This is a genomic window from Marinomonas rhodophyticola (genome assembly GCF_026113935.1).
Lineage (GTDB): Bacteria > Pseudomonadota > Gammaproteobacteria > Pseudomonadales > Marinomonadaceae > Marinomonas > Marinomonas rhodophyticola.
Genome location: NZ_JAPEUL010000007.1, coordinates 21,481 through 45,676, shown reverse-complemented (window position 1 = coordinate 45,676; position 24,196 = coordinate 21,481). Strand labels below are relative to the sequence as shown.

22 protein-coding genes and 3 pseudogenes are annotated in these 24,196 nt (G+C 44.5%); 11 read left to right on the top strand and 14 right to left on the bottom strand.

Annotated features, from left to right (window positions below):
- Nucleotides 1-10: 10 nt before the first annotated feature.
- The 3 genes from ONZ52_RS08640 to ONZ52_RS08630 all read right to left on the bottom strand — a co-directional run bounded on the left by ONZ52_RS08640 (nucleotide 11) and on the right by ONZ52_RS08630 (nucleotide 2,035).
- Nucleotides 11-544, bottom strand: a complete 534-nt coding sequence (locus ONZ52_RS08640; protein WP_265218229.1) for a YbhB/YbcL family Raf kinase inhibitor-like protein — start codon at nucleotides 542-544, stop codon at nucleotides 11-13.
- Nucleotides 545-684: 140 nt separating this feature from the next.
- Complete coding sequence (locus ONZ52_RS08635; protein WP_265219371.1) at nucleotides 685-768, bottom strand: hypothetical protein; 84 nt, start codon at nucleotides 766-768, stop codon at nucleotides 685-687.
- Nucleotides 769-826: 58 nt separating this feature from the next.
- Nucleotides 827-2,035, bottom strand: coding sequence for a sigma-54 interaction domain-containing protein (locus ONZ52_RS08630; protein ID WP_265218228.1), 1,209 nt, complete (start codon nucleotides 2,033-2,035; stop codon nucleotides 827-829).
- A 224-nt stretch (nucleotides 2,036-2,259) separates the two neighbouring features.
- On the opposite strand from ONZ52_RS08630, the gene ONZ52_RS08625 reads away from it, so the two are divergent.
- The 4 genes from ONZ52_RS08625 to ONZ52_RS08615 all read left to right on the top strand — a co-directional run bounded on the left by ONZ52_RS08625 (nucleotide 2,260) and on the right by ONZ52_RS08615 (nucleotide 6,539).
- Nucleotides 2,260-3,141: an MBL fold metallo-hydrolase gene (locus ONZ52_RS08625; protein WP_265218227.1), complete on the top strand. Its 882-nt coding sequence runs from the start codon at nucleotides 2,260-2,262 to the stop codon at nucleotides 3,139-3,141.
- Between the two features lie 73 nt (nucleotides 3,142-3,214).
- Nucleotides 3,215-3,745, top strand: coding sequence for a protein tyrosine phosphatase family protein (locus tag ONZ52_RS24670; RefSeq protein WP_321160291.1), 531 nt, complete (start codon nucleotides 3,215-3,217; stop codon nucleotides 3,743-3,745).
- Nucleotides 3,681-4,811 (top strand): NAD(P)/FAD-dependent oxidoreductase, encoded by a 1,131-nt coding sequence (locus ONZ52_RS08620; RefSeq protein ID WP_321160290.1) that lies wholly within the window; start codon nucleotides 3,681-3,683, stop codon nucleotides 4,809-4,811. Before ONZ52_RS24670 ends, ONZ52_RS08620 begins: the two co-directional genes overlap by 65 nt.
- 12 nt (nucleotides 4,812-4,823) lie before the next feature.
- Nucleotides 4,824-6,539 carry a SulP family inorganic anion transporter gene (locus tag ONZ52_RS08615; RefSeq protein ID WP_265218226.1) on the top strand — a complete coding sequence of 572 codons (1,716 nt, stop codon included), beginning with the start codon at nucleotides 4,824-4,826 and terminating at the stop codon, nucleotides 6,537-6,539.
- 20 nt (nucleotides 6,540-6,559) lie between these two features.
- On the opposite strand, the gene ONZ52_RS08610 is transcribed toward ONZ52_RS08615, so the two are convergent.
- The 3 genes from ONZ52_RS08610 to ONZ52_RS08600 form a co-directional block, all read right to left on the bottom strand.
- On the bottom strand, nucleotides 6,560-7,045 hold the full coding sequence (locus ONZ52_RS08610) for a DedA family protein (RefSeq protein ID WP_265218225.1): 486 nt from the start codon (nucleotides 7,043-7,045) through the stop codon (nucleotides 6,560-6,562).
- Nucleotides 7,046-7,302: 257 nt separating this feature from the next.
- Entirely contained in the window at nucleotides 7,303-8,703 is a 1,401-nt protein-coding gene (locus ONZ52_RS08605; RefSeq protein WP_265218224.1) for a GNAT family N-acetyltransferase, read from the bottom strand.
- A complete protein-coding gene (locus tag ONZ52_RS08600) occupies nucleotides 8,684-8,965 on the bottom strand; it encodes a hypothetical protein (RefSeq protein ID WP_265218223.1) in 282 nt (93 codons plus the stop codon). The genes ONZ52_RS08605 and ONZ52_RS08600 overlap by 20 nt, the downstream gene beginning before the upstream one ends.
- 314 nt (nucleotides 8,966-9,279) lie before the next feature.
- On the opposite strand from ONZ52_RS08600, the gene ONZ52_RS08595 reads away from it, so the two are divergent.
- The gene (locus ONZ52_RS08595; protein WP_265218222.1) at nucleotides 9,280-10,902 is read left to right on the top strand and encodes a methyl-accepting chemotaxis protein; all 1,623 of its coding nucleotides are present in this window, start codon (nucleotides 9,280-9,282) and stop codon (nucleotides 10,900-10,902) included.
- A 327-nt stretch (nucleotides 10,903-11,229) separates the two neighbouring features.
- Here the strand turns inward: ONZ52_RS08595 and argH are convergent.
- Nucleotides 11,230-12,631 (bottom strand): annotated as a pseudogene (argH, locus tag ONZ52_RS08590) (argininosuccinate lyase).
- Nucleotides 12,632-12,787: 156 nt separating this feature from the next.
- Between argH and hemC the strand changes: the two are divergent.
- The 5 genes and pseudogenes from hemC (at nucleotide 12,788) to ONZ52_RS08560 (ending at nucleotide 16,966) form a co-directional block, all read left to right on the top strand.
- Entirely contained in the window at nucleotides 12,788-13,711 is a 924-nt protein-coding gene (hemC, locus tag ONZ52_RS08585) for a hydroxymethylbilane synthase (RefSeq protein WP_265218221.1), read from the top strand.
- A 119-nt stretch (nucleotides 13,712-13,830) separates the two neighbouring features.
- Nucleotides 13,831-14,483: pseudogene (locus ONZ52_RS08575) on the top strand (uroporphyrinogen-III synthase).
- A gap of 1 nt (nucleotide 14,484) precedes the next feature.
- A complete protein-coding gene (locus tag ONZ52_RS08570; RefSeq protein ID WP_265218218.1) occupies nucleotides 14,485-15,720 on the top strand; it encodes a uroporphyrinogen-III C-methyltransferase in 1,236 nt (411 codons plus the stop codon).
- Between the two features lie 15 nt (nucleotides 15,721-15,735).
- A complete protein-coding gene (locus ONZ52_RS08565) occupies nucleotides 15,736-16,662 on the top strand; it encodes a heme biosynthesis HemY N-terminal domain-containing protein (RefSeq protein ID WP_265218217.1) in 927 nt (308 codons plus the stop codon).
- 118 nt (nucleotides 16,663-16,780) lie between these two features.
- Nucleotides 16,781-16,966: a hypothetical protein gene (locus tag ONZ52_RS08560; RefSeq protein WP_265218216.1), complete on the top strand. Its 186-nt coding sequence runs from the start codon at nucleotides 16,781-16,783 to the stop codon at nucleotides 16,964-16,966.
- A 73-nt stretch (nucleotides 16,967-17,039) separates the two neighbouring features.
- Here ONZ52_RS08560 and ONZ52_RS08555 read toward each other — a convergent pair whose 3' ends face one another.
- From ONZ52_RS08555 to ONZ52_RS08545, 3 genes are all read right to left on the bottom strand, one after another.
- Nucleotides 17,040-18,587 (bottom strand): methyl-accepting chemotaxis protein, encoded by a 1,548-nt coding sequence (locus ONZ52_RS08555; protein ID WP_265218215.1) that lies wholly within the window; start codon nucleotides 18,585-18,587, stop codon nucleotides 17,040-17,042.
- A 92-nt stretch (nucleotides 18,588-18,679) separates the two neighbouring features.
- Nucleotides 18,680-19,591, bottom strand: coding sequence for a hypothetical protein (locus ONZ52_RS08550; protein ID WP_265218214.1), 912 nt, complete (start codon nucleotides 19,589-19,591; stop codon nucleotides 18,680-18,682).
- Nucleotides 19,592-19,645: 54 nt separating this feature from the next.
- Nucleotides 19,646-19,831, bottom strand: coding sequence for a hypothetical protein (locus tag ONZ52_RS08545; protein ID WP_111608957.1), 186 nt, complete (start codon nucleotides 19,829-19,831; stop codon nucleotides 19,646-19,648).
- 91 nt (nucleotides 19,832-19,922) lie between these two features.
- Here ONZ52_RS08545 and yaaA point away from each other — a divergent pair, with 91 nt between their 5' ends.
- Nucleotides 19,923-20,705, top strand: a complete 783-nt coding sequence (yaaA, locus tag ONZ52_RS08540; protein ID WP_265218213.1) for a peroxide stress protein YaaA — start codon at nucleotides 19,923-19,925, stop codon at nucleotides 20,703-20,705.
- A gap of 46 nt (nucleotides 20,706-20,751) precedes the next feature.
- Here the strand turns inward: yaaA and prmC are convergent, their stop codons facing one another.
- From prmC to hemA, 4 genes and pseudogenes are all read right to left on the bottom strand, one after another.
- On the bottom strand, nucleotides 20,752-21,387 hold the full coding sequence (gene prmC, locus ONZ52_RS08535; protein WP_321160330.1) for a peptide chain release factor N(5)-glutamine methyltransferase: 636 nt from the start codon (nucleotides 21,385-21,387) through the stop codon (nucleotides 20,752-20,754).
- Nucleotides 21,348-21,593 (bottom strand): class I SAM-dependent methyltransferase, encoded by a 246-nt coding sequence (locus ONZ52_RS24665; RefSeq protein WP_321160289.1) that lies wholly within the window; start codon nucleotides 21,591-21,593, stop codon nucleotides 21,348-21,350. The genes prmC and ONZ52_RS24665 overlap by 40 nt, the downstream gene beginning before the upstream one ends.
- 51 nt (nucleotides 21,594-21,644) lie before the next feature.
- Nucleotides 21,645-22,733, bottom strand: a complete 1,089-nt coding sequence (gene prfA, locus ONZ52_RS08530; protein ID WP_265218212.1) for a peptide chain release factor 1 — start codon at nucleotides 22,731-22,733, stop codon at nucleotides 21,645-21,647.
- A 3-nt stretch (nucleotides 22,734-22,736) separates the two neighbouring features.
- A pseudogene (gene hemA / locus ONZ52_RS08525) lies at nucleotides 22,737-24,004 on the bottom strand (glutamyl-tRNA reductase).
- Between the last annotated feature and the right edge of the window lie 192 nt (nucleotides 24,005-24,196).

The window sequence follows — 24,196 nt, the reverse complement described above, 5'->3', positions numbered from 1 at the left end:
AGATGTTTGATTAACGATTATAAGGTGCGACTAACATAGCTTTGCCAATTGCCATGCTACGAACGGTAAAGCCAGCTAATGCAGCAGATACGTCAGCACTTAAATCCAGTTTTTCTACTGGTAACGCCCAAACAGTAAACTGATAACGGTGCATATTATCGCCTCGTGGAGGACAAACACCGCCAAAGCCAACACTACCATAATCTGACTTCAGCTCCGTTGCACCAAGCTTAGTTAAATCTGCCCCTTGAGCCAAGGACGTAACAGAAGCCGGGATATTAAACGCTGACCAATGCCACCAACCACTTCCAGACGGTGCGTCCGGATCGTATGCGGTAATAGCAAAACTCTTTGTACCTTTTGGCACATCTGTCCACTGCAGTTGTGGGGATTTATTCGATCCTGAACAACCAAAACCATTAAACTCAAACGCTTGTGGTATTTTCTTCCCCTCTTGAATATCTTGACTTGTTAGCTCAAATGCATTGCTATTCATTGACACTAAGCTGCTTAACGCTGCCGCCATAATAAATACTTTACTCATGCTTATCACCTTACTGTTTTAACCTTATGAGTCTTTATAGTAAGGATTCAAGGCAACGCTGACTCAACTATAAGTATCTTATTTAATAAATTTAACTCAGCTTTTGATACTTTATGCCATAATATTTTAGAACGGTCTACTTACTCCAATTTCCGATACAAAGAACGTAGGCTGATTCCGGCAATCTTGGCAACTTTCTCCTTGTCGTTATCATAAAACGCCATAAGGTCTGAAAGATAACGCTGTTCCGCTGTTTTTAAGTCCACCCACGCCATTTTAGTGTTAGCAGAAGAATTGAGGCTCCTGGGTTGAACTTGTTCGATCACTTTGCTGATGCAGTTCATGATCAATATTCAAGCTCTCTTGGATCGTGTGCCGATCAATAAGGTTGGTGTCGCTCAATAGAATCGCTCGGTTTAGAATATTACTCAGCTCACGAATGTTTCCGGGGAAGTCATGACGCTTTAAAATTTGCAACGCTGAGTCGGTTAAATGGTACTCTTTTCGCTCGCTTAGGCGTTTTAACAACGTTGATATCAACAACGCCAAATCATCCTGCCGTTCACGTAATGAGGGCACATAGATAGGAAACACATTAATACGATAATACAAGTCTTGGCGAAACTCTCCTGCCTTTACCATTTGTGCGAGGTTTTTATGGGTCGCGCACACCAAACGAAAATGGCTGTGTTTAATAGTAGAAGAACCTACGGGGCGAAACGATCGCGTTTCGATCAGACGCAATAATTTAACCTGCATAGACAAGGGCACATCGCCGATCTCATCCAAAAACAATGTGCCACCATTGGCAAGCTCAACCAACCCAGTACGACTACTATGCGCCCCCGTAAAAGAGCCTTTGATGTGACCAAACAATTCACTTTCAAATAGCGAATCCGTCAGACCTGAGCATTCTAAAGTCACCAAAGCATTCCCTGCCCGACTACTACCCTGATGAATCGCGTTTGCCACCAGTTCTTTACCACTACCAGATTCACCCAATAGCAGCACCGACGCATCGCTTGGACTCACTCTAGTAACCTTCTCCAGCATCTGGTTAAACGATTTACTTGCCCCCACTAACTTGTTGTTTGCCTTTCCCGTACTCGCCACTGAAATAGCACGCAATAGCTCAACAAAGAACAAGAGTTTCCCTTGGCTATCATGAATTGGCAGCATTTCAACTGCGACGTGTTCTTTGCCTCTTGGGGTTTGATGGATATGCAAAACACGCTCTTTATGACCAGACTGTAAAGTAGCGGAAAGAGGACAATCTTCCCCCGCTTCATCACAAGGCACACTATAACCATGGGAAACCTCAAAACAGCGGCGTTTTTTTTGTAACGGAACGTCCCCAAACTCTTCTCGATAGAGCTGATTGATGGCAAGAATTTGGTAATCGACAGAAACCAAAATGGCTGGGCAATCATAGCCCTCTAGCATGTTTGCTAGCCCTTCATAAATGGGTGAATCTGAAGCGATAATGTTCATACAGGCGTTGTCATATTTGGCAAAATTAAAAGACAAATATGACAAAACCCAATACATTAGTCAAAGCTAATTCTATAAGCAAAACCAATAAAAATTAAAAAAACAATAAATATCAATACTTTAATAAATTATAAAAGTATTGGCACACTTTCTGCCTTAACTAGATTAACGAGCCGTTAAGTGGACCATCTACTCGGCACAAAACAACACAGTGAGGCAAAAAAATGACCACAAATCCTATTCTACAGCCTAAGGTAACGACTTTTTTTGACAAGGATTCCAGCACCTTTTCCTATGTTGTAAAAGACCCTAATTCATCCAGCTGCGCGATTGTCGACAGTGTTTTAGACTTTGATTACGCATCAGGTGGCACTTCTCATAAGAGCGCTGATGAGATTATTGACTATGTCACTCACAACCAATTGACAGTGGAATGGTTAATTGAAACCCATGTTCATGCAGACCACTTATCTGCGGCACCTTACATACAAAGTAAAGTGGGCGGTAAAATTGGCATTGGCGAACACATCACCATAGTACAAGACACCTTTGCTAAGGTATTTAATGAAAATACAGATTTCCTTCACGATGGCTCCCAATTCGATCATCTGTTCCATGACGGCGAACGCTACATGGTGGGTGGTATGCAATGTGTTGCCATGCACACACCAGGCCATACACCAGCCTGCTTCACCCATGTTTTAGGGGATGCCGTCTTTGTTGGCGATACTTTATTTATGCCTGATGCTGGTACGGCTCGTGCCGATTTTCCCGGCGGCAATGCAGAGGTTTTATTCGATTCTGTTCAAAAAATCTTAGCGTTACCAGAAGATCATCGCATTTTCATGTGTCATGACTATTGCCCGAATGGTCGCGCGCTGGAATACCAAACCACAGTAAAAATACAAAAAGAACAAAACATTCATGTCAAACAGGGTATGAGCAAAGAAGCCTTCGTTACTCTACGTGAAACCCGCGACAAAACACTGGCCATGCCTCGCCTGATTTTGCCTTCTCTGCAAATCAATATGCGAGCAGGCCACATGCCGGAGCCAGAAGAGAACGGTTTGTCTTACTTAAAGGTTCCATTGAATGCGTTTAAATAAATCGTAACTATCATCAACAAAAACAATAAGTCACCTCACGTTAGTCGGTGACATGATAAAAGAGAGAACCACCATGTTACGCAAAATAATCACAGACCATTATTCCGTATCTGAGCAAATCCGTTTAGACGATGTAGACGCTTTAGCAGAATCCGGTGTCACGCTTATCATTTGTAACCGCCCAAATGACGAAGAAGAAGGTCAACTGTCTTTTGCCGATGTTGCCGCTTACGCAAAAACGAAAAACATCAAAACCGAACACATTCCGTTTGCTGGCGGACAAATGCAGCCATCCGATGTAGAGGCATTCAGATTGGCCTTGAAAAGTGATGAAAATGTCCATGCCTATTGCCGCACAGGTAATCGCTCAAGCCAAATTTGGCAAGCGGCGCAAGAATCTTTTCCTGAAACAGCGTCTATTGCTCAAGACAACAAAGCAACAGCCCAATACGATGTGGTCGTAGTCGGTGCAGGCTCAGCGGGGATTGCCACCGCCGCCAGTTTATTAAAACGCAAACCTAGCTTGAAAATTTGTTTGATTGATCCAGCTGAAAGTCATTTTTATCAACCTAGGTTGGACATTGGTTGGCGGTGGTGTTTTTAAAGCGGCCAGCACACGCCGTAACATGGCGGATGTGATTCCAGCCCATACAAAATGGCTGAAAGAAGCGGTAAAAGCTTTCTTGCCGGATGAAAACCACGTCGTGCTCGAAAACGGCCAAAAAATCGCTTATCAGTACTTAGTCGTCGCGGCCGGCATCAAGCTTAACTGGGACGCCATTGAAGGTTTATCCGCGACATTAGGCAGCAACGGCGTGACCTCGAACTATCGTTACGACTTGGCGCCTTACACATGGGAATTGGTGAAAAACCTAAACGGCGGTAAAGCCGTATTCAGCCAACCGCCCATGCCGATTAAATGCGCAGGCGCGCCACAAAAAGCCATGTATTTGTCTTGTGATCATTGGCTAAAGAACGACAAACTGAAAGACATCCATGTCTCGTTTTACAACGCTGGTGCGGTATTATTTGGCATTGCCAATTACGTTCCCGCGTTGGAAAGTTATATTCAGAAATACCAAGTAAATACTCACTTCACTCACAACCTAGTCAAAGTGGACGGTCCAAATAAACGCGCCTATTTTGCCACCACAAACAAAGATGGTGAGAAAAGCATCGTGGAGACCGAGTTCGATATGCTGCATGTTTGCCCACCACAGACGGCACCAGACTTCATCCGTAATAGTCCATTGGTCGACGCAGCGGGTTGGGTCGATGTGGATAAAGAAACCCTTCAACACGTCACGTTCAAAAACATTTGGTCATTGGGTGATGTCAGTAACACACCCAATGCCAAAACCATGGCGGCGGCTCGTAAGCAAGCGCCTGTCGTAGCACAAAATATTGCCGACGCTATAGACGGAAAGACAATACACGCCCTCTACGACGGCTATGGTTCCTGCCCGCTCACGGTTGAGCGCGGTAAAATTGTTTTGGCGGAATTTGGTTATGGCGGAAAGCTATTACCCACCTTTCCAAAATGGCTTAACGATGGTACCAAACCGACCTATCTCGCTTGGGTGCTGAAAGAAGACTTGCTACCTCCTTTCTACTGGCACGGCATGCTTAAAGGCTATGAATGGTTTGTTAAACCAACCATGCGCAAATAACGAGAGCTCACAATGATTATTGAACGTTTCATTCCCGCTCTGTCTTGGCTAAAAACCTATCACCGTGGGCAGTTTAGCCAAGATGCCACGGCGGCGTTTATCGTCACCATGTTGCTGATCCCTCAGTCACTGGCTTACGCCATGTTGGCTGGGGTGCCACCAGAAGTCGGCTTATATTCCAGTATCTTACCTTTGGTTTTGTACGCTTTGTTTGGCACCAGCACATCATTGTCGGTTGGCCCAGTTGCCGTGGCGTCACTCATGACGGCGACATCTCTTGCGGTGATTGCTGAACAAGGCACGGCTAGCTATTTAACGGGCGCGATCACTCTCGCACTATTGTCTGGCGCCATGTTGATTATTATGGGCGTCATGAAGCTCGGCATGGTCACTAACCTGCTGTCTCACTCCGTGATTTCTGGCTTTATTTCCGCTTCAGGAATCATCATTGCGCTCAGCCAGTTAAAGCACATTCTGGGCATCCAAGCCCATGGTGATAATGTTGTTATGCAATTGCTGTCTATGCTGGAAAACATCGGTCAATTTAAACCCATGACCTTTGTGATTGGCGTTTCTGTCATCGCCTTTTTGCTGTTGGCTCGTCGTCACGCGAAACGCTTTTTGATCATGCTAAAGGTTCCCGAAGCATCCGCGGCATCATTGGCGAAAACCGCACCGATTCTTGGCGTGCTTTCTAGCCTTGCGGTTGTCTATCTGTATGATCTGCAATCCCATGGTGTCGCCATTACAGGCCACATTCCGGCTGGGTTACCGAATTTGGTATTCACCTTGCCATCGCTGGAATTGATCAAAGCACTGGCTTTGCCTGCGTTGATGATTTCGATCATTGGCTACGTCGAGTCCATTTCAGTTGGCAAAACGTTAGGCGCTAAACGACGTGAAAAAGTCAAACCCAACCAAGAACTCATCGGTTTAGGTGCGGCCAACATCGCATCGGGTGTATCTGGTGGTTTTCCGGTGACAGGTGGATTTTCGCGTTCTGTAGTGAACTTCGATGCCGGCGCGGTGACTCAACTTGCCAGCATCATGACAGCGCTCGGCATTATGATCGCGTCTTTATTCTTAACGCCCATGCTGTACTTTTTGCCCAAAGCCACACTCGCGGCAACCATCATTGTGGCCGTCACAACCCTGATCGATTTCTCTATCTTGAAAAAAACCTGGCTGTTTTCTCGCAGTGATTTCTATGCCGTGCTCGCGACTATTGTGATTACTTTGTTGCTGGGTGTGGAAGTTGGCGTAGCTTCTGGCGTAGCGCTGTCCATTGCCTTGCATTTGTATCGCACATCCAAACCGCACGTGGCCGAAGTTGGCTTAATCAAGGGTTCAGAGCACTTTCGTAACGTAAAACGCTATGAGGTAGAAACCTCACCTCAGCTGCTTTGTTTGCGACCAGACGAAAGCCTGTTCTTTGCCAACGCGACCTTTTTGGAAGATCACATCATCGACACCATAAGCCAACGCAAAGAGATTAATCATGTGGTGATTCAATGCAGCGCGGTGAATGAAATTGATTTCAGCGCCTTAGAAATGCTAGAAGCTCTTAACCTGCAATTGAAAAGCTTGAACATTACACTCTCGCTTTCGGAGGTGAAAGGCCCAGTGATGGATCACCTTGAATGCAGCGGATTCCTGCAACACCTCAATGGCAGAGTGTATTTATCACAATTCCAAGCGTATCAAGATATTACCCGAGCGACAAAGTAAGTAAACTTGGTATGACAAGTTTACTTAGACGCAGCTGGCATTTTTACTGTCCGCCACCCCAAATACGACAATGCAACAAAGATAAATAACAGCACAACACTAAACATGCCCCACTGCTGGCTGACAAGGTTTTCTAACGTTCGACCAAAAAGGAAGCCAGCTCCGGTTAATATGGCTGTCCACAGGGCCGCGGATGCGGCATTGAGGCAAGTAAACTTAATCCATTTTATCTCGGTCAAGGCCACGGGTATGGCGCCAATCGTTCTCATGCCCTTTGGGTAACGATAGATAAACATGTAAATTAGCCCATAACGATCAAGCAAAAGCTTTGCATTACTGGCGAGTTTAGCCAGCCTAGGTCGAGTAATAATAAAGCCTTCGCCATAGCGTCGCACCCAGTAAAAACGCAACTCATCCCCTAGGTAGCCACCACAAAACACCACCAACATCACCAACGATAAATCTAAGTACCCATATTGCGCAGCCATCCCTGCAAATAATGGCAAAGCACCGCTCTTCATCGAGCAATATAAAAAAGCAAAACATAAGCAAGGTGCCCATATTCGTCGAGTAGATTGAGCAAAACATCCATTACATACCCTTTTTATTGAATTTGTCCCATGATGACTTTGGAAAGACATGAGACACAAAGTAAGGTGTAGAGTTCAGGAAATGATTAAGATTTAACGCAATTCAACATCCTTGGGCGGTTGCTTTTTGAATAATGAGACTTAGTGTGAACCTACCCAACCTTAGACAACGACTACTCTAATTTGTATTCTAAAATAGCTGTTTTTCTTGAGCCTACGGATCGTTTGCCTGGATCAGAAAAGGTGTCAACAACTTGGAAACCGGCTTTTCTCATCATGCCAGCAGAGGCTAAGTTCTCTTCGTGTCGCTCAATTAATACAACACTAGCTCGCTTTTCTTTGGAGCTTTCTATACAGCACTCAAGCAATTTCGTAGCAATACCTTGACCAGAATACGCACTAGAAACCACAACATCACCGATATAACAAATGTCATCCAAAGCGTAATATTTAGCTAAATAATCGGGACTCACCTCACCGTCCATCAACACAGCAAAGCCGACAATCTGCTCATTATCCACGGCAACCATAACCATCGCCGAACCTTGCTCAACCAGAGCGAATTCAGTCTCAACACTCTCTTCGGTTAAGTAATTCCATTTATTAGGACCTTGATCCCAAAGTAACGCTTTCACATCGGCAAGTTCTTCTACAGCAGCCGGTCGAAACACGATCATGCTAAAAACCTCCAAACCATTTATTTGATGAATAATATCCAAAAATAGATCTCGACCCACGGGAATCAAACCATCAGGAAAGTCGTAGTCAGGGTTGTGCAATTGTGGGCTTGCTTGCCCAGCGCCTAAGGCAAACATGGCGCCTTCTTTTGCTGTCGCGGTAAACTGACCAAAGTCTTCTGACCAACGCATCGGCTCATCCAATAGTACAAAAGGCGTTTGCGTTGTTTCACACGCATTGACCACTAAATCACAACCTAGTTGAGAGTTAACGCTGGCTTGAAACACATCATCGTATTCAAACGAAATGCTTAGGTTTTCACTCTTTGCCACGGCTTGAGAAAATTGCTCGGCTTCTTCTATTAAAGTTTGCATGCCTTCATTGCTTTCACTGCGCAACGTCACCATGACCACCGCATCGCCCGGTGCTGTACCAAAGGCAATTTCGCCTAATTTGGCGTGGATAACCGTTACCCAGTTTCGACCAACGCCTGCTTGATGCGAAATCTTTGCTGGCAGTGAGTTTAGCTCTTGGATAATTTGGCACATGGCATTGGCAGGACTGACACCATTTTCAGGATGCGCCGCGTGGGAAGTTTTGCCTTTTAGATGGATAATCATGCCCCGAGACGCACAATTAAACGTCCCCGCTCGTACCGCAACCTTGCCCAGCTCTAAGCCAGGGTAATTATGCAGAGCAAATGCATAATCAGGAATGACAGCCGCAAAACGCGCATCGTTTACGACTTGAATCGCTCCCATACCGGTTTCTTCTGCCGGTTGAAAACACAGCACAACACGTCCCTTCTTAGGACGATGTTTCGCCAACTCCGCACCCAACGCCGTTACGATACTCATATGTCCATCGTGACCGCATTTATGAGAAACGCCTTTCACTTGTGAGCGATGCGCAAAACTGTTGGTTTCTTGGATGGGCAGTGCATCGAGCCTCACTACGGATCAAAGTCGTCGGTCCACTTTCAGCCCCATTGAAGACAAACGCTAGCCCCGTTCCGCCGAGATCGGTAATAACTTCATCTGGCAAGAAAGCTTGAAACTCATTGAAAATTCGAACCGCCGTGGCTTGCTCTTGATTAGATAGCTCAGGGTTCTGATGAAGGGTTTTACGTAACGCGATTAACTCATCAACAGATTGCATGGTTGGGCCTTTGAAAATAGGTAAGTAAAAATAGGTAAATCAGGATGAATAAGTCGAAATTATCCCAATGAGCGTCAAGCATTAAATAATAATGCGCCATAAAACCACAAATGTCATCACGCACTAAAACAAGGCATTGAGAAGCATTTTTACTGCTGCGATATAGATGTTAAGAGTTTGCAAATCATAAAAAGTAAGGCCCAAACAGGCCATTTAACTCAGTATTCATTTTTCATCAGCCAGTCACACACCTTGGCTAATATCTTGCTTGAATCCCCATGTAATTCAAAAACATATGACTAGGATGAAACAATATGACTCTTACCAATCTTAAAGTAAGTCAGAAATTGTGGATATTGATCAGTACGCTGGTGGCTCTTCTGATTGTATTTGAAGGTATCGCATATAGCGGTTTGTATAAGGAGCAACTCGACAATCGTAAACTGCAAGTTAAAGAACAAGTAAGTAACGCCCATTCATTACTCGTCTACTATGCAACACAAGCCCCGATCCTAGGTGAAGAAGAAGCCAAAAAACAAGCCTTAGCAGCCTTATCTGCATTGCGTTTTGGTGACGGTGGATACTTTTGGGTAAATGACATGGATACAAACTTAGTCATGCACCCTTTAAAGCCTGATTTAAACGGCAAAAACATGAAGAATGTGACCGACCCCAATGGCAAACATCAGTGGCAAGCCATGGTTGATGTGGTTAAAAAACAGAACGAAGGCTATGTGGAATATGCCTACATAGGTCCTAATGTGACAACACCAGAAGAAAAAGTATCCTATGTCAAAGGTTATCAACCTTGGGGGTGGCTGATTGGTAGTGGTGTTTTTTACAGTGATGTAAAGTCGGATTTTTGGTCGACATTTACTCAGTCTGCGGTCATTGAATCAAGCTTAATTCTACTCGCCTTGATATTAAGCGTGATTACGGTGAGAAACATTACTCGCCCACTAAAACTGGTGACGACTCACCTGCAACATATTGCTGAGGGCGATATGACCAAGCAGCTGAATTTGGCCCGTGGTGATGAAATTGGCTTACTGGCCAGCGCTGCCAATACCGTCTCTGCATCACTAAACACCACATTAACAAGAGTGGCCCATGCCATTGTTGAACTACAAACGGTTTGTGTCACTATGCACAGTAATTCTATGCACACGCAACAAGGCATGAATCAACAATTCCTCGAAGTTGAGCAACTTTCTTCTGCCATGAATGAAATGTCTCAGTCGATTAATCAAGTGGCACAACACGCTAAAGATACGGCCGACCTGTCTCAATCAGCACATAATACAACGCTAAAAAGCAATCGAGACATCAATACAACCAACAACAATATTCAAGATTTGACGCAAAAAATGATCAGTGCAAACGAGGTCATTAACCAATTACTCGCACAAACAAACGACATTGATTCTGTGCTCGGTGTGATTGGCGCCATTTCAGAGCAAACCAATTTATTAGCATTAAACGCCGCCATTGAAGCAGCTCGTGCGGGCGAAACTGGACGCGGCTTTGCAGTCGTCGCGGATGAAGTCCGTACTCTTGCTAGTCGTACTCAAGGATCAACGGTTGAAATCCGAGCCATTATCGAAAAGCTGCAAGAGCAATCGAAATCCGCTTCATCCTCCATGTCTGCCAGCACCCAACAAGCAGGCCAAGGCGCAGAGAGCCTAGGTGTTGCCGTTGAGAACCTCAAGACCATCTTAGAGCAAATTGATGATGTTTCAGGCCGTAGCATGCAAATTGCCTCCGCGGCGGAACAACAAGGTGCTGTGGCAGAAGAAATAAACCACAGTTTAATGGGAATCCGAACCGTCTCAGAAAAAGTTTTGGAAGACTCTCGTCAAGTTTCGCAGAGCAGTAAAATGATCACTGACATGACAGACGCCTTGAGCGATCAAATCAAAAAATTTCGTTTTGCTTAATCTGGTTTAATGTCACAGCGCTTAATTTCACAATATAAAGTAGAATCAAAAAGGTGTGCCGATGCGCACCTTTTCTTTTGCAGACGACGAAAAGATCATGCATCAAGCTAACGAGTCTTTTTACTTCCATACAGTGGACACTAAACACTAAAGTTCTCAAGTAAATCAATCCCTGCTTGCCAGCGTCCAAGATGACGATCCGAACCTGCTCTATCTGAAGTTATTGCTCTAAAGGCCCACCTACAAAAACAAAAAAGCGAACCGAAGCTCGCTTTTTTGTTCACATGTCTACATCATTTACGACTTAGAGCAACACCTGAGGCGTATTTATCTTGTCGCAAGATCCACTTTGGCGCGTTCAACCGCTTGCAGTACTTGCGCAGGGGCGGTTCCACCGATGTGATTACGAGCGGCAACGGAGCCTTCAAGCGTCAAGACGTCAAACACGTCCGCTTCAATCATGCTACCGAAAGACTGCAGTTCTTCCAAAGTCATTTCAGACAAATCTTTGCCCGTTTTTACACCGTAACCGACGGCTTTACCGACCACTTCATGAGCATCGCGGAACGCCACGCCATGACGAACTAAGTAATCAGCCAAATCGGTTGCTGTCGAAAATCCACGACGCGCCGCTTCGTACATGTGCTCTTTACGAGATTCAATGGCAGGGATCATATCCGCAAAGGCACGTAAAGAACCTTTTAGCGTATCGACGGTATCAAATAATGGCTCTTTGTCTTCTTGATTGTCTTTGTTGTAAGCCAAGCATTGTGACTTCATCAGGGTTAACAGGCCCATTAAATGTCCATAAACACGACCTGTTTTACCACGCACCAATTCTGGCACGTCCGGGTTTTTCTTCTGCGGCATGATAGATGAGTCCCGTGCAGAAACGGTCTGGCAGATAAATAAAGTTAAACTGAGCCGACACCCACATCACCATTTCTTCTGCCCAACGAGACATGTGCATCATGATAATGGAAGCCGTGGCGGTGAATTCGATGGCAAAATCTCGATCGCTTACCGAATCTAAAGAGTTATAAGTCGGACGTTCAAATCCTAACAATTCTGCTGTCATATGGCGGTCAATGGGATAAGTCGTACCAGCCAGCGCGGCCGCACCAAGTGGCAAAATATTAATACGCTTACGACAATCCACCAAACGCTCGTAATCACGCTGCATCATTTCGTACCAAGCCATTAAATGGTGACCAAAAGTCACTGGCTGTGCTGTCTGTAAATGCGTGAAGCCAGGCATAATAGTGTGTGCTTCTTTTTCCGCTAGGCTCAAAATACCTTGTTGTAAACGAGTAATTTCCTCAAGTAAGAAATCCACTTCGTCACGCATGTAAAGACGAATGTCCGTCGCCACTTGGTCATTACGAGAGCGACCGGTGTGGAGTTTTTTGCCTGTAATACCAATTTTTTGTGTCAAACGCGCTTCAATATTCATGTGAACATCTTCAAGCTCAACTGACCATTCAAACTCACCTCGGGCAATTTCGCCCTCGATTTCAGTCAATCCCTGAATGATCTGATCTCGTTCTTCTGCGGTTAAAACGCCAACGCTCGCGAGCATTTTGCCATGGGCAATCGACCCTTGAATATCCTGTTTCGCCATACGTTGATCAAACTCAACGGACGCGGTAAAACGTGCCACAAAAGCATCGACAGGTTCAGAAAAACGACCACCCCATTGCTGGTTCGTGGTTTTATTAGTATCAGTCATTCGGTTGGTTCCCACACAAATTCAAACAGTTGCCAAGAGTACATTAAGCGCTTCGACTTATAAAGCATTGAAAGATGACGGAGTACGCCTTAGCGAGTATCATTAGCACAAACAATGTTAAGATATTTATCCATCGACACGTCATGAGGAGATGCAGTGAAAGATAAAATTGTGATCGCGACCAGAGAAAGCCAGCTAGCCCTTTGGCAAGCCAATAACGTCAAGGCGCAACTAGAAAGCCTCTACCCAGAGATGACAGTTGAGTTGCTTGGTATGACGACAAAAGGCGATCAGATTTTAGACTCTCCACTTTCCAAAATTGGCGGCAAAGGCCTCTTTGTCAAAGAACTCGAAAGCGCTCTTATGGACGGCCGCGCCGACATTGCAGTGCACTCTATGAAAGACGTTCCCATGGCTTTTCCTGAAGGACTAGGCTTAGCTGTCATCTGCGAACGCGAAGACCCAAGCGATGCCTTTGTATCTAATAAAGTCGCCTCTCTAGAAGAACTGCCACAAGGTGCTGTTGTTGGCACATCAAGCTTACGCCGCTCTTGTCAGTTGCGCATGAACCGCCCAGACCTAATTATCAAAGACCTGCGTGGCAATGTGAATACGCGTCTAAGAAAAATGGATGATGGCGAGTACGATGCCATTATTTTGGCCACAGCGGGATTGGTGCGCTTAGAAATGTTTGACCGAATTCGCCAAAGAATTCCTGCAGAAGTCAGTTTGCCAGCAGGTGGACAAGGTGCCATGGGCATAGAGTGCCGTTCTGACGATGTGCAGACCATTCAATTACTTACTCCTTTACAACATGAAGAAACGGCCATTCGTGTTACCGCAGAGCGCGCCGTAAACGAACGTCTCAATGGTGGTTGCCAAGCCCCTATTGCTTGTTTTGCCGTCTTAGAGGATGACATTATTTGGCTAAGGGGATTAGTGGGTAGCCCCGATGGTAAAACCATGATTGAAGGCGAAATCCGTGGTCACAAAGACGATGCCAAGTCACTTGGCGTACAATTAGCTGACGACTTACTGGCACGTGGCGCTGACGTCATTCTTGACGCCTTATATAAATAGATGAAATAGGCGAAACATTGGTGCAAGACTGTCATATTCTTATCACTCGACCAGAACCAGAAAACACGCTTAGCTGTGAGCGTATTGTTACCCATGGCTGGACAGCGGTTCCTTTACCTATGCTGGACATAGCGCCCATAGAAGACGCGCAACAACGAGCGGCCATACGGTCACAGATTTTTGATATTGATACGTTTCAATATGTCATTTTTGTCAGTAAAAATGCGGCACGACTGGCAGCGGATTGGCTGGATACCTGTTGGCCCATGTTACCTGTCGGCGTACATTGGATTGGCATCGGACAAGGCACAACGCAAGCGCTTCTGGAAGCCGGGATTCCAGCTATTTCGAATCCGGACATACAACAGAAGCCTTACTTGAATGGCTGAAACCGGCCAAAATGAAAGACCAAAAAGTACTAATTATTCGAGGTCTCGGTGGTCGGCCAGAATTAGGTGATAAACTGGAAGAAAGAGGGGCAAAAGTCCATTATCTGTCACTCTATGAAAGAAAAAAGCCACACTACACGGCTCAAACTTTCTTCATGTTGCCCGATATACATTTAATATGGGTAACCAGTGGAGAAGGCTTACATCACCTTTCAGAATACGCAACAAAACATAAGCCTGAGTGGAAAACGCTCCCTATATTGACACCGAGTAGTAGAGTAAATCAGCAAGCAAAAGAAATGGGCTGGATACATGCCTCATGCGCAGATGGCGCTGACGATAATAGCTTGATCAAAGCGACGGAATTTCACATAGGAAAATAGAATGACTGAAAACAACAAGCAAGATCAACAGGTAGACGGCGCTATTGAAGCTATTCAGACAACGGCCGAGACAGAATCTGCGTCCAGTGAAACGAAAACGCCCTCTGACACAAGCACGCAACCCTTGTCTTCAAACACTGTGTTTGCCTCCGTCTCGCTCGGCATTTCGCTTATTGCTTTGGCGACAAGCGGATGGCTGTATTATCAAAGCACACAAAGCACGCTGCAAAATGAAATCGCTATGTTGGTGGCGTCTCAATCCAACCTAGAAAATACAATCAGCACAAACACGGTTAATAAAGCGCAACTTAATCAGCTTATTGAGCAGGTTTCTCAGTCAGAACAAAGCATCCAAAAACAGACAGAGCAATTCTCTGCGACACAACGGCAACAAGATGACAAACTGACCTCGTTTGAGAGTAAGCTAAACCAAATTAATAACACCACCAAAGAAGATTGGAAATTAGCAGAAGCAGAATATCTGATTCGTCTTGCCAATCAGCGCCTATTACTTGAGTCAGACAACAATGGTGCCGTCACACTGCTTAGCAACGCGGACGACATTCTTAATGAATTAGAAGACCCTATTGTTTTTGCAACACGCAAAGCCCTTGCCAAAGACATTCAAGCCTTAAAGTCTCTCAGTCAATTTGACCTAGAAGGTGCTTATCTCAAACTGAATGCTTTGTACGACAATGTGAAAACCTTGCCTCAGCGGGAGCCATCGAAAGAGTGGCAAGCCAATGCGGCAGAAAACAGTGCCACAGATAATTCAGCTATCGACACAGCAACAGGAAAAATCGCCTCTGCATTGAGTAGCTTTTGGCAGTCTATTCGCTCCTTAGTGGTGATTAACTACCATCACAAACCCATCACCGCACTACTTCCTCCTGCACAATACCAGCAACTTGTGACAGGCATTCAGCTGCAATTGGACATCGCTCAAGTCGCCCTCATAAAAGGTGAACCCGTTATTTACCAACAGGCATTGTCTCGTGTTGCCAACGCCACCACAGAGCACTTTGACACCCAATCTAACAATGTCGTTTCATTTCTGGCTAACTTAACGGCACTACAAGAGTTAAATCCATCCCCTGATTTACCCTTGCCGAGAGACTCATTAATAACCATGAAAGCATTAATGAAAGCGTGGAATCAACGCGGAAATAATGACTCTTCAGCTGAAAACACACAGTCTCAAACAGGGGTAGAAGTCCCCCATCACAACGCCAATTGAATCCGGAGACAAGTTATGAGAAAACTTCTCTTTCTACTGGTTATCATGATGGCGATAGGCAGTGTCTTAGGGCTGCTAATGCGTCAAGACAGTGGTTATGTCCTTATCGCTTATAACGGCGTTACCATTGAAACCAGCTTATGGGTTTTGATTACCGCTATGGTCATCACGCTATTTGTTATGAGCTGGATAAAGCGAATTTTATTTATTCTGCTAAGACCCAGTAACTCCTTAGCCAAAGTCACCGGTAATTTAGCGCAAAAAAGAGCGTCTCGAAACACGATTCGAGGCATGCTAGAACTGGTGGGAGGAAACTGGAATAAAGCCGAGAAATTACTGACCAACAGCGCTGAAAAAGTACCTTACCCATTAATAAATTATATCAGTGCCGCCTACGCTGCCAGCGAACAAGACGAACCAGAACGTTCCAAGGCTTTATTGCGTTTAGCACATCAATCCACACCTGAAGCGGAGTTTGCAATTGGCTTTGCACAAAGCCAAATTCAAATAAAGCAGCAGCACTATGAAGGGGCACTCGCCTCTCTTTTGCGTTTGCAAAAGCTAAAACCAAAGCACAAGCAAGTCTTAAAAATGCTCGTCACGGTATATACCCAACTCAAAGACTGGGATGCCTTACTGTCTCTGACACCCACACTCAAAAAAGACGGCATTTTTGACGACGACAATATGCTAGAACTAGAACGAAATGCTTTTTTGGCTCTGCTTGATAAAATCAAATTCCGCAACAAGCTAGGGCAAAATAAAAACGAATTAGTGGCTGAAGTGGAAAGTCTATGGAACAAACTAGACACCTTATCGCAAGACGATAGAATGCGACAATTATACGCTCAAACCTTAATTCATTTTGGTGATGACACAAAGGCCGAAAGCTTTATTCGTCATAGCTTAAATCATAAATGGTCTGAAGAGCCTCGTTTATGAATACGGTAATATCAAACAGGACAGCATAAAAAAATTATTAAGTAACTGTGAAAACTGGCTCAAAAAAGAGCCTGCCAGTGCCAATTTATATCTTGTTTGCGGCCGCCTAAGTCAATCTATGATGTTATGGGGTAAAGCGAGAGATTACTACGAACAGGCGTTGTCATTGAATACACAAAGCGAAGCGCTGGCAGAATTAAGCCGTTTGCTAAAAGCGATGGGAGATACCAAGGCAAGCCAAGAATTAATGATGATTAACTTACGGTATGCCAGTAATCAGCTAAAACCGCTGCCACTTCCTTAACGTTAATAAAATACCTGCAATAAAAAACGCGATTAATACAATAATCGCGTTTTTTTAGCATATTACTCTTATATTATTTAAACCGGACAACTAATTCGTGCATATTTTCAGCGACATTCAACAATTCACGAATACTTTCACTGGATAAATTAGATTTCTCTGAGCTTTCTATTGCCAAATCAGAAATACGTACTACCTGACGATTAATATCCTCTGAAACATGAGCCTGCTCTTCTACTGCTGCTGACATTTGCATCGCCATATCGCTAATATTGGATACCGCTCCAACAATGCTTTCAAACGAAAGTTCCATTTCTGTTATCTTGCCTAAGCCTTCTACGGCGTCTTGCTTGCCTTGATTCGCAATGACTACCGAATTTTGAGCGCCACTACGTAACGTTTCTATAATATGATGAATATCTTTTGTCGATCCTTGGGTTCTTTGTGCTAACTGACGAACCTCATCCGCGACGACGGCAAAACCACGCCCATGCTCACCAGCACGAGCCGCTTCTATGGCTGCATTCAACGCTAATAAGTTAGTTTGCTCGGCAATCTGATCGATCATTTGTGCCACTTGAGCTATTTTCTCGGAGTGATTGGCAAGCTCCTGTACGGTGGCGCTAATATCCGTCACGGTTTCACTTAATTGCCGAATCGAAAGGCGCGTTTCTTGCACAACTTTTTGGCCAACCTTTGCCGATTCAAAAGAAGACTTCGCGCTGTCTGCTGTCATCTGAACATGCTGGGCAACATCATTAATTGTCGTGGTCATTTGCTGCATCGCAGCAGCAACATCCTGTGTTTCGTGTTGCTGACTAACCATGCCTTTTGTTGTCTCAAGAGTAAGCTGCAAACCAATTTTAGACTGTTCAGATACTTTCGAAGACTCATCCTCAAAACGTGTACGTATTGCATCCATCCTAGACAACAAACTTTTCACACCAACGTCTAATGTTGCAATATCCAGCGTTCGGTCAGAGTAAGTCACCCCAGCCAAAGGGTGCAAAAACGATGTCGATAGACGTTTCCTCAATACCGCCTGCAACCGAGAATAGTCAAACCAAAATAGACCGTTGGCAAGTAAACTCGCAACGCCTAACACAATAGCACCATAGGCAATATTAACGCTCGCGAAAGCCCCTGCGACCACAAGACTGATAACAGGTAAAACAAATTTCCAAGAAGTAAATACGCTTGGCATGACACGCTTTCCAAGGGTAATGCGTTTATATACCTTCTCAGCTCTTGCAACATCTTCGCGTTTAGGAACCGTTCTTACGGACTCATATCCCACTACTTTTCCAGAATCAGTCACAGGTGTAACGTAGGCATCAACCCAATAAAAATCCCCGTTTTTACAGCGGTTTTTGACCAGTCCCATCCAAGCTTTTCCTTGTTTTAACGTTTCCCACATGACTCGAAATGCTTCTTCAGGCATATCAGGGTGGCGTACAATATTGTGAGGACTACCAATTAATTCCTTTTTTTCAAAACCGCTGATTCTAATAAAAGCCTCATTACAATGAACAATATTGCCCTGTAAATCAGTGGTGGAAACCAGCTTTTCCTCTTTGGAAAACGTCTTTTCTTGATTCGTAACGGGAGTATTTTTACGCATTGCACCATTATCCTTAAGCAAACCCTCTGGGCGTATGTATTTTTAATTGTAGGCGAGAGTCTAAATAAGACTAGAAAATAGAATCTTCAATTTTATTTTAGTAAGGTTTTATTTAACCAGCGAGTAAAGACTGGTAACAAATATGTAGGTATTTGTAAGGCCCCAGCGAGGGGAAGAAAGGCAGGCCCCAAGAGTATTCCTGCAATACTGTAAGTCAGTAACACGTTCCTGTTCCCAGATGTAATCGCAGCGGTTAATGCTATCGCCTTGCCTTGTTTTCTATACACAAAATAAGACAGAGCAAAAAACAAAGCGCACAAAGCACTCGCTATAATGAAATAATTCAGTGCCAGCATAGGATCATGATCAAATAAGACACGGAAACTCCCTACAAGCCCAAAAGGAAACGCAAATACCAACAAAATAGTATAAGGCGATATTTTCATAAGAAATTGATTGAGTGCTATTTCAGGGCAAAATCGATGAACTAAAAAAGAAAACAACATAGGGCCAAATATAAACACCACTAAGCGAACAAAATAATTTGTCCAATCTAATGCAACACTTTGTGTTTGGAAAAACACTAAGGCAATAAAAATAGAGATGGGTAAAACCAATGTCGTTGCAATTGTCATGGCCATCGCCTGCATACTGTCGAAACCTAGCGCTCTTACAATGGCTGGCGTAGCAAACAAAGAGCCCGTCGCAGCAACAGCAACCATCGCCAACAAGAGATCCGCATCAAGTGACAGCCACCAGCCAATCACACTGACAACCCCCATACACACAGCTGAATGCAACACAGCGTAGAGCCATATTTGACGACTGCTTAACCGTTTAATTAATTCATTCTGCTTCATCCCTAATAAGGTTAGAGACATCAGCGTAAACAGCACGATAGGTAAGAAAGGGAAAAACGCTAACGATACAGTGGGAAGCAAGAAACCCAGTATAGCAAACACAAACATACAAGGCAGGGAGTGACGAACAAGGAACACTAACATGGGTTAAACCCCTTATTGGGCAGCCCAGAATAAAAACAACAAAAGTTTATCTCATTATTTTTTTGAGCCACTGTAGATTTTATTATTTTCAGGCAACTCAGCAAGCTCCAACACCCAATCAGCACGTGCTTCATCAAACGCAGCCCTAAGAGCCATTAACTCATCACTGGAGGCAAGAGAAACCTCTTTTTCGTCACCACCACGACGAGGGGAAGGGAATGGTATCAGATTATTCTTCATAAATTCTCTCTATTAGCGCATTGTCTGGATATTTATCGGCACTCTATGGATAATCTTTAACAAACGCAATGATGAAGCAAATGGAATCCTTATGAAGTTTTTAATATCCCCCGCTAAAACACTGGATCTGACCTCAACCCCCAGTATTGATCTATTCAGCCAACCAGAGCTGCTAGACGAGTCTCAAACACTCATAAATACCATCAAACCCTATTCACCTGCGGATATCGCTTCACTGATGAAGCTTAGCGATAAACTAGCCACCTTAAATGTATCGCGCTATCAAGAGTGGCAACAAGAACACACACAAGACAATAGCCGACCTGCTATCTATACCTTTATGGGCGATGTCTACACCGGACTCGACGCTTATTCTTTAAATGAGAACGACATGGCATACGCACAACAATCTTTACGTATTTTAAGCGGTCTATATGGGCTGTTGAAACCATTGGATCTCATGCAAGCTTATCGCCTGGAAATGGGCACCAGCCTAAAAAACCCTAGAGGTGAGAATCTTTATCAATTTTGGGGGGACATCTTAGTGAATAAGATCAATGACCTACTTGATAAAGACGAGTTGCTGGTCAATCTGGCTTCAAACGAGTACTTTAAAGCGGTTAATAAGAAAAAGCTGATTTCCCCGCTCATTACGCCAAACTTTCTTGATGAAAAAAATGGCAAATTTAAGGTTATTAGCTTTTACGCCAAAAAGGCTCGCGGTTTGATGGCTCGCTATCTGATCGAAAACCGTTGTGAGACGTTGGATGAGCTCAAGGCATTTGACCTTGCGGGTTACCGCTACGATCCACAACAGTCAACCAAAGACAGCCCTGTATTTATTCGCCCTGAAAGCGCGCAACCAAAAAAATAGCGACCCAACAAACGAAGTGTGTGCAATACAGTAAGCACTCACTTCGTTATTTATATTGGCCTATCGTGACTCGGTCATTCCCACCAAGATCTTGGAAGCTTTTTATTGAGACAAACCCTGCTTCGCGCAATCGCTGCTGAACGGCTAAAGCTTGATCATAACCATGCTCGAACACTAGATAAGCATTTGGTGCCATATAATCAGGTGCCTGCTGAATGATGTGCTCAATGTCAGCCATACCCTGTTTATCTGCCACTAAGGCACTTTTTGGCTCAAAACGCACATCGCCTTGTGACAAATGCTCATCATTAGAGTCAATGTAGGGCGGATTCGATACAATCAAGTCGAATGACTCACTCGTATCCAAAACATCAAACCAGCTACTCTGAACAAATCTTACATTGCTAATGTGATTGCGTGATGCATTACGCTTAGCTAGGGCGACCGCGTCTTCGATCAAGTCCACACCAACTACATTTGCGTTAGGTAATTCAGCCGCCAACGCTAAAGCAATCGCCCCCGTGCCTGTACCAAGATCTAGAATTCGATTTGCTTTGTTAATATCCAGTACAGACAAAGCGACTTCGACTAGCCTTTCCGTATCGGCACGAGGAATCAGAGTACAGGGCGCGACTTCTAGGTCTACAGTCCAAAATGCTTGATGTCCAAGTAAATAAGCAATGGGACTTCACCACGCTCTCGACGCACCAATAAAACATCAAATCGCTCAATATTAGCAGACTCTACCGTCTTATCTGGCCAAGTATAAAAATACGATGTCGATACCTTCAACACATGAGCTAGCAATAGCTGGGCATCCAACTGAGCTGTATCAGAGACAAAAGTAAGGCGCTCATAAGCGCCTTTTAGTAGTTCATCAATTCGCATGAGCGATGATTACCTTAAGTTAGAAACAGTGGGGACTCATTACGCCACCGATTAATTATCACCACTTAGCGCAGCGAGCTGCTCAGCTTGGAATTCGTTGACTAACGGGTTAATCAACGAATCCAAGTCACCTGCCACGATTTCGTCTAATTTATAGAGCGTTAAATTGATACGATGATCCGTAACACGCCCTTGAGGGTAGTTATAGGTACGAATACGTTCCGAACGGTCACCCGTTCCCACTAAGGATTTACGGGTTTCAGATTGCTCGCTGGCAGCTTTTTCTTGTTCAGCAGCCAATAAACGAGACGCCAGCAATGACATAGCCTTTGCGCGGTTTTTATGTTGCGAACGCTCTTCTTGGCATTCTACCACCACACCGGTTGGTATGTGCGTCAGACGAATCGCTGAGTCCGTTTTGTTAACGTGCTGACCACCCGCTCCTGAAGCACGGAATGTATCAATACGTAGGTCTGATTTATTGATAATAATATCATCGACCTCGTCCATCTCAGGCATCACAGCAACAGTACAAGCAGAGGTATGGATACGACCTTGAGACTCCGTCGCAGGAACACGTTGTACACGATGAGCGCCGGACTCAAATTTCAGCTTAGAATAAGCGCCATCGCCCACAATACGAGCAATGACCTCTTTATAACCACCATGCTCACCATCGCTGGCGCTGACGATTTCCACTTTCCAGCCTTGAGTTTCTGCATAACGTGAATACATGCGGAACAAATCACCCGAGAAAATTGATGCTTCGTCACCACCCGTACCAGCACGCACCTCTAAAAAAACGTTACGTGAATCATTTGGATCTTTAGGCAACAGCAGTTTTTGCAAAACCAGTTGCAATGCCTCTTTTTGTGCTTGTCCAGCTTTGTACTCTTCCACACCCATTTCTTTAATATCTGGGTCGGAGTCTGTCATCATCAACTCCGCTTCAGCGATGTTTTCGTCTATTTGCTGAAAGTCATTAAAACATTTCACCACCGGCTCAAGTTCCGCATACTCTTTTGAATAAGCGCGAAACAAGTCTTGATCCATGATCACTTCTGCCACGCCTAATAGCGCTGACAGTTCGTCATAACGATCGGATAAACTTTCTAACTTTAACTTAATGGATTCTTTCATTTTTTAGTTATCTTTTTCTTCGTAAATGCCCAATACATTTGAGGCAATGGTTAATGCGTGTTGATCGGCCTCTGCGCCAGCATCACGCAAATAGCGCGTCGGAGCATGAATGAGCTTATTCATTAAACCATGAGCGAGTTTATTCAACACCTGCTCTGGTGACTGTCCCATCTCAAGACCCTTGAGTGCTTTTTCTAATTCTGTATTTTTAATCGCTTCAGCAGATTGCCTAAAATTAACAATCAAATCAGAGACTTTTCTGGATTCCACCACACGACGATAAGACTCGACGCCTTCTTCAATCATTTGTTCTGCCGCTTTCGCTGCATCTTGCCTTGCTCTGACGTTTTCTTCAATCACTGAATGAAGATCATCCACCGTGTAGAGGTAGGCATCGTTAACCTCGTCCACTTCTGGCTCAATGTCCCTAGGGACGGCGATGTCAATTAACAGCATAGGAGAATGTCGACGCTTTGACGTAGCACGCTCAACCATACCTTTACCAATAATAGGTAATTGGCTAGCCGTAGAAGAAATCACTATATCCGCTTGCGACAAGTAATCCCCAATCTCTCCTAGCATAATGGCTTCTGCATTCAGCTCATTTGCTAGAACCTGTGCTCGAGCCAAGGTTCGGTTGGCCACTATAATACGCTTGATACCATTTTCTTTAAGGTGTCTTGCGACCAGCTCAATGGTTTGTCCAGCCCCAATCAATAATGCGGTACTGTTTCTGATATCCGCAAAAATACGTTGAGCCAAACTCACAGCCGCAAAGGCAATAGACACGGGATTTTCACCAATCGCGGTATCGGTACGAACACGTTTAGCAACCGAAAAGGTACGCTGAAATAAGGACTCTAATTCAGGCCCTATGCAAGCCCCTTCCTGCGATACGGCATAAGCAGACTTCACCTGACCAAGAATCTGCGGCTCACCAAGAATAAGAGAGTCGGTTCCGAAGCCACTCGCATAATGTGGCGTACACTGTCATCATTTGCATGTGTATAGCAATATTGCTGCAACTCAGGCAAAGCAATACCATGATATTCACTAAGCCATGCGATGACGTCATCAACCTTACTAAAATCTTCAACAGAACAGTAGAGTTCTGTTCGATTACAGGTCGAGACAATAACAGCTTCATTAGCTCTCTTCTCAGAGATCAAGGAAGACAAGGCATCGATCATTTTTTCAGGCGCAAAAGCCACACGCTCGCGTATCGAAACGGGCGCGGTTTTGTGATTGACACCTACGGTAATTAGCGGCATTAAAGGCTCTTCTCAAAGATCGAGATTTAAGGTAATGACAGGAGCATCCATTGCCCTAACATGACTCTTTACATAAAGAAGACATATTATACGAGAAATTCACTTTTTGCGCACCCCATATAAGCAATAAAAGTAATAGGATTAGTTTATAGTTATGACTAACATAACGAGTCGCTAGCGATACCATAAGGG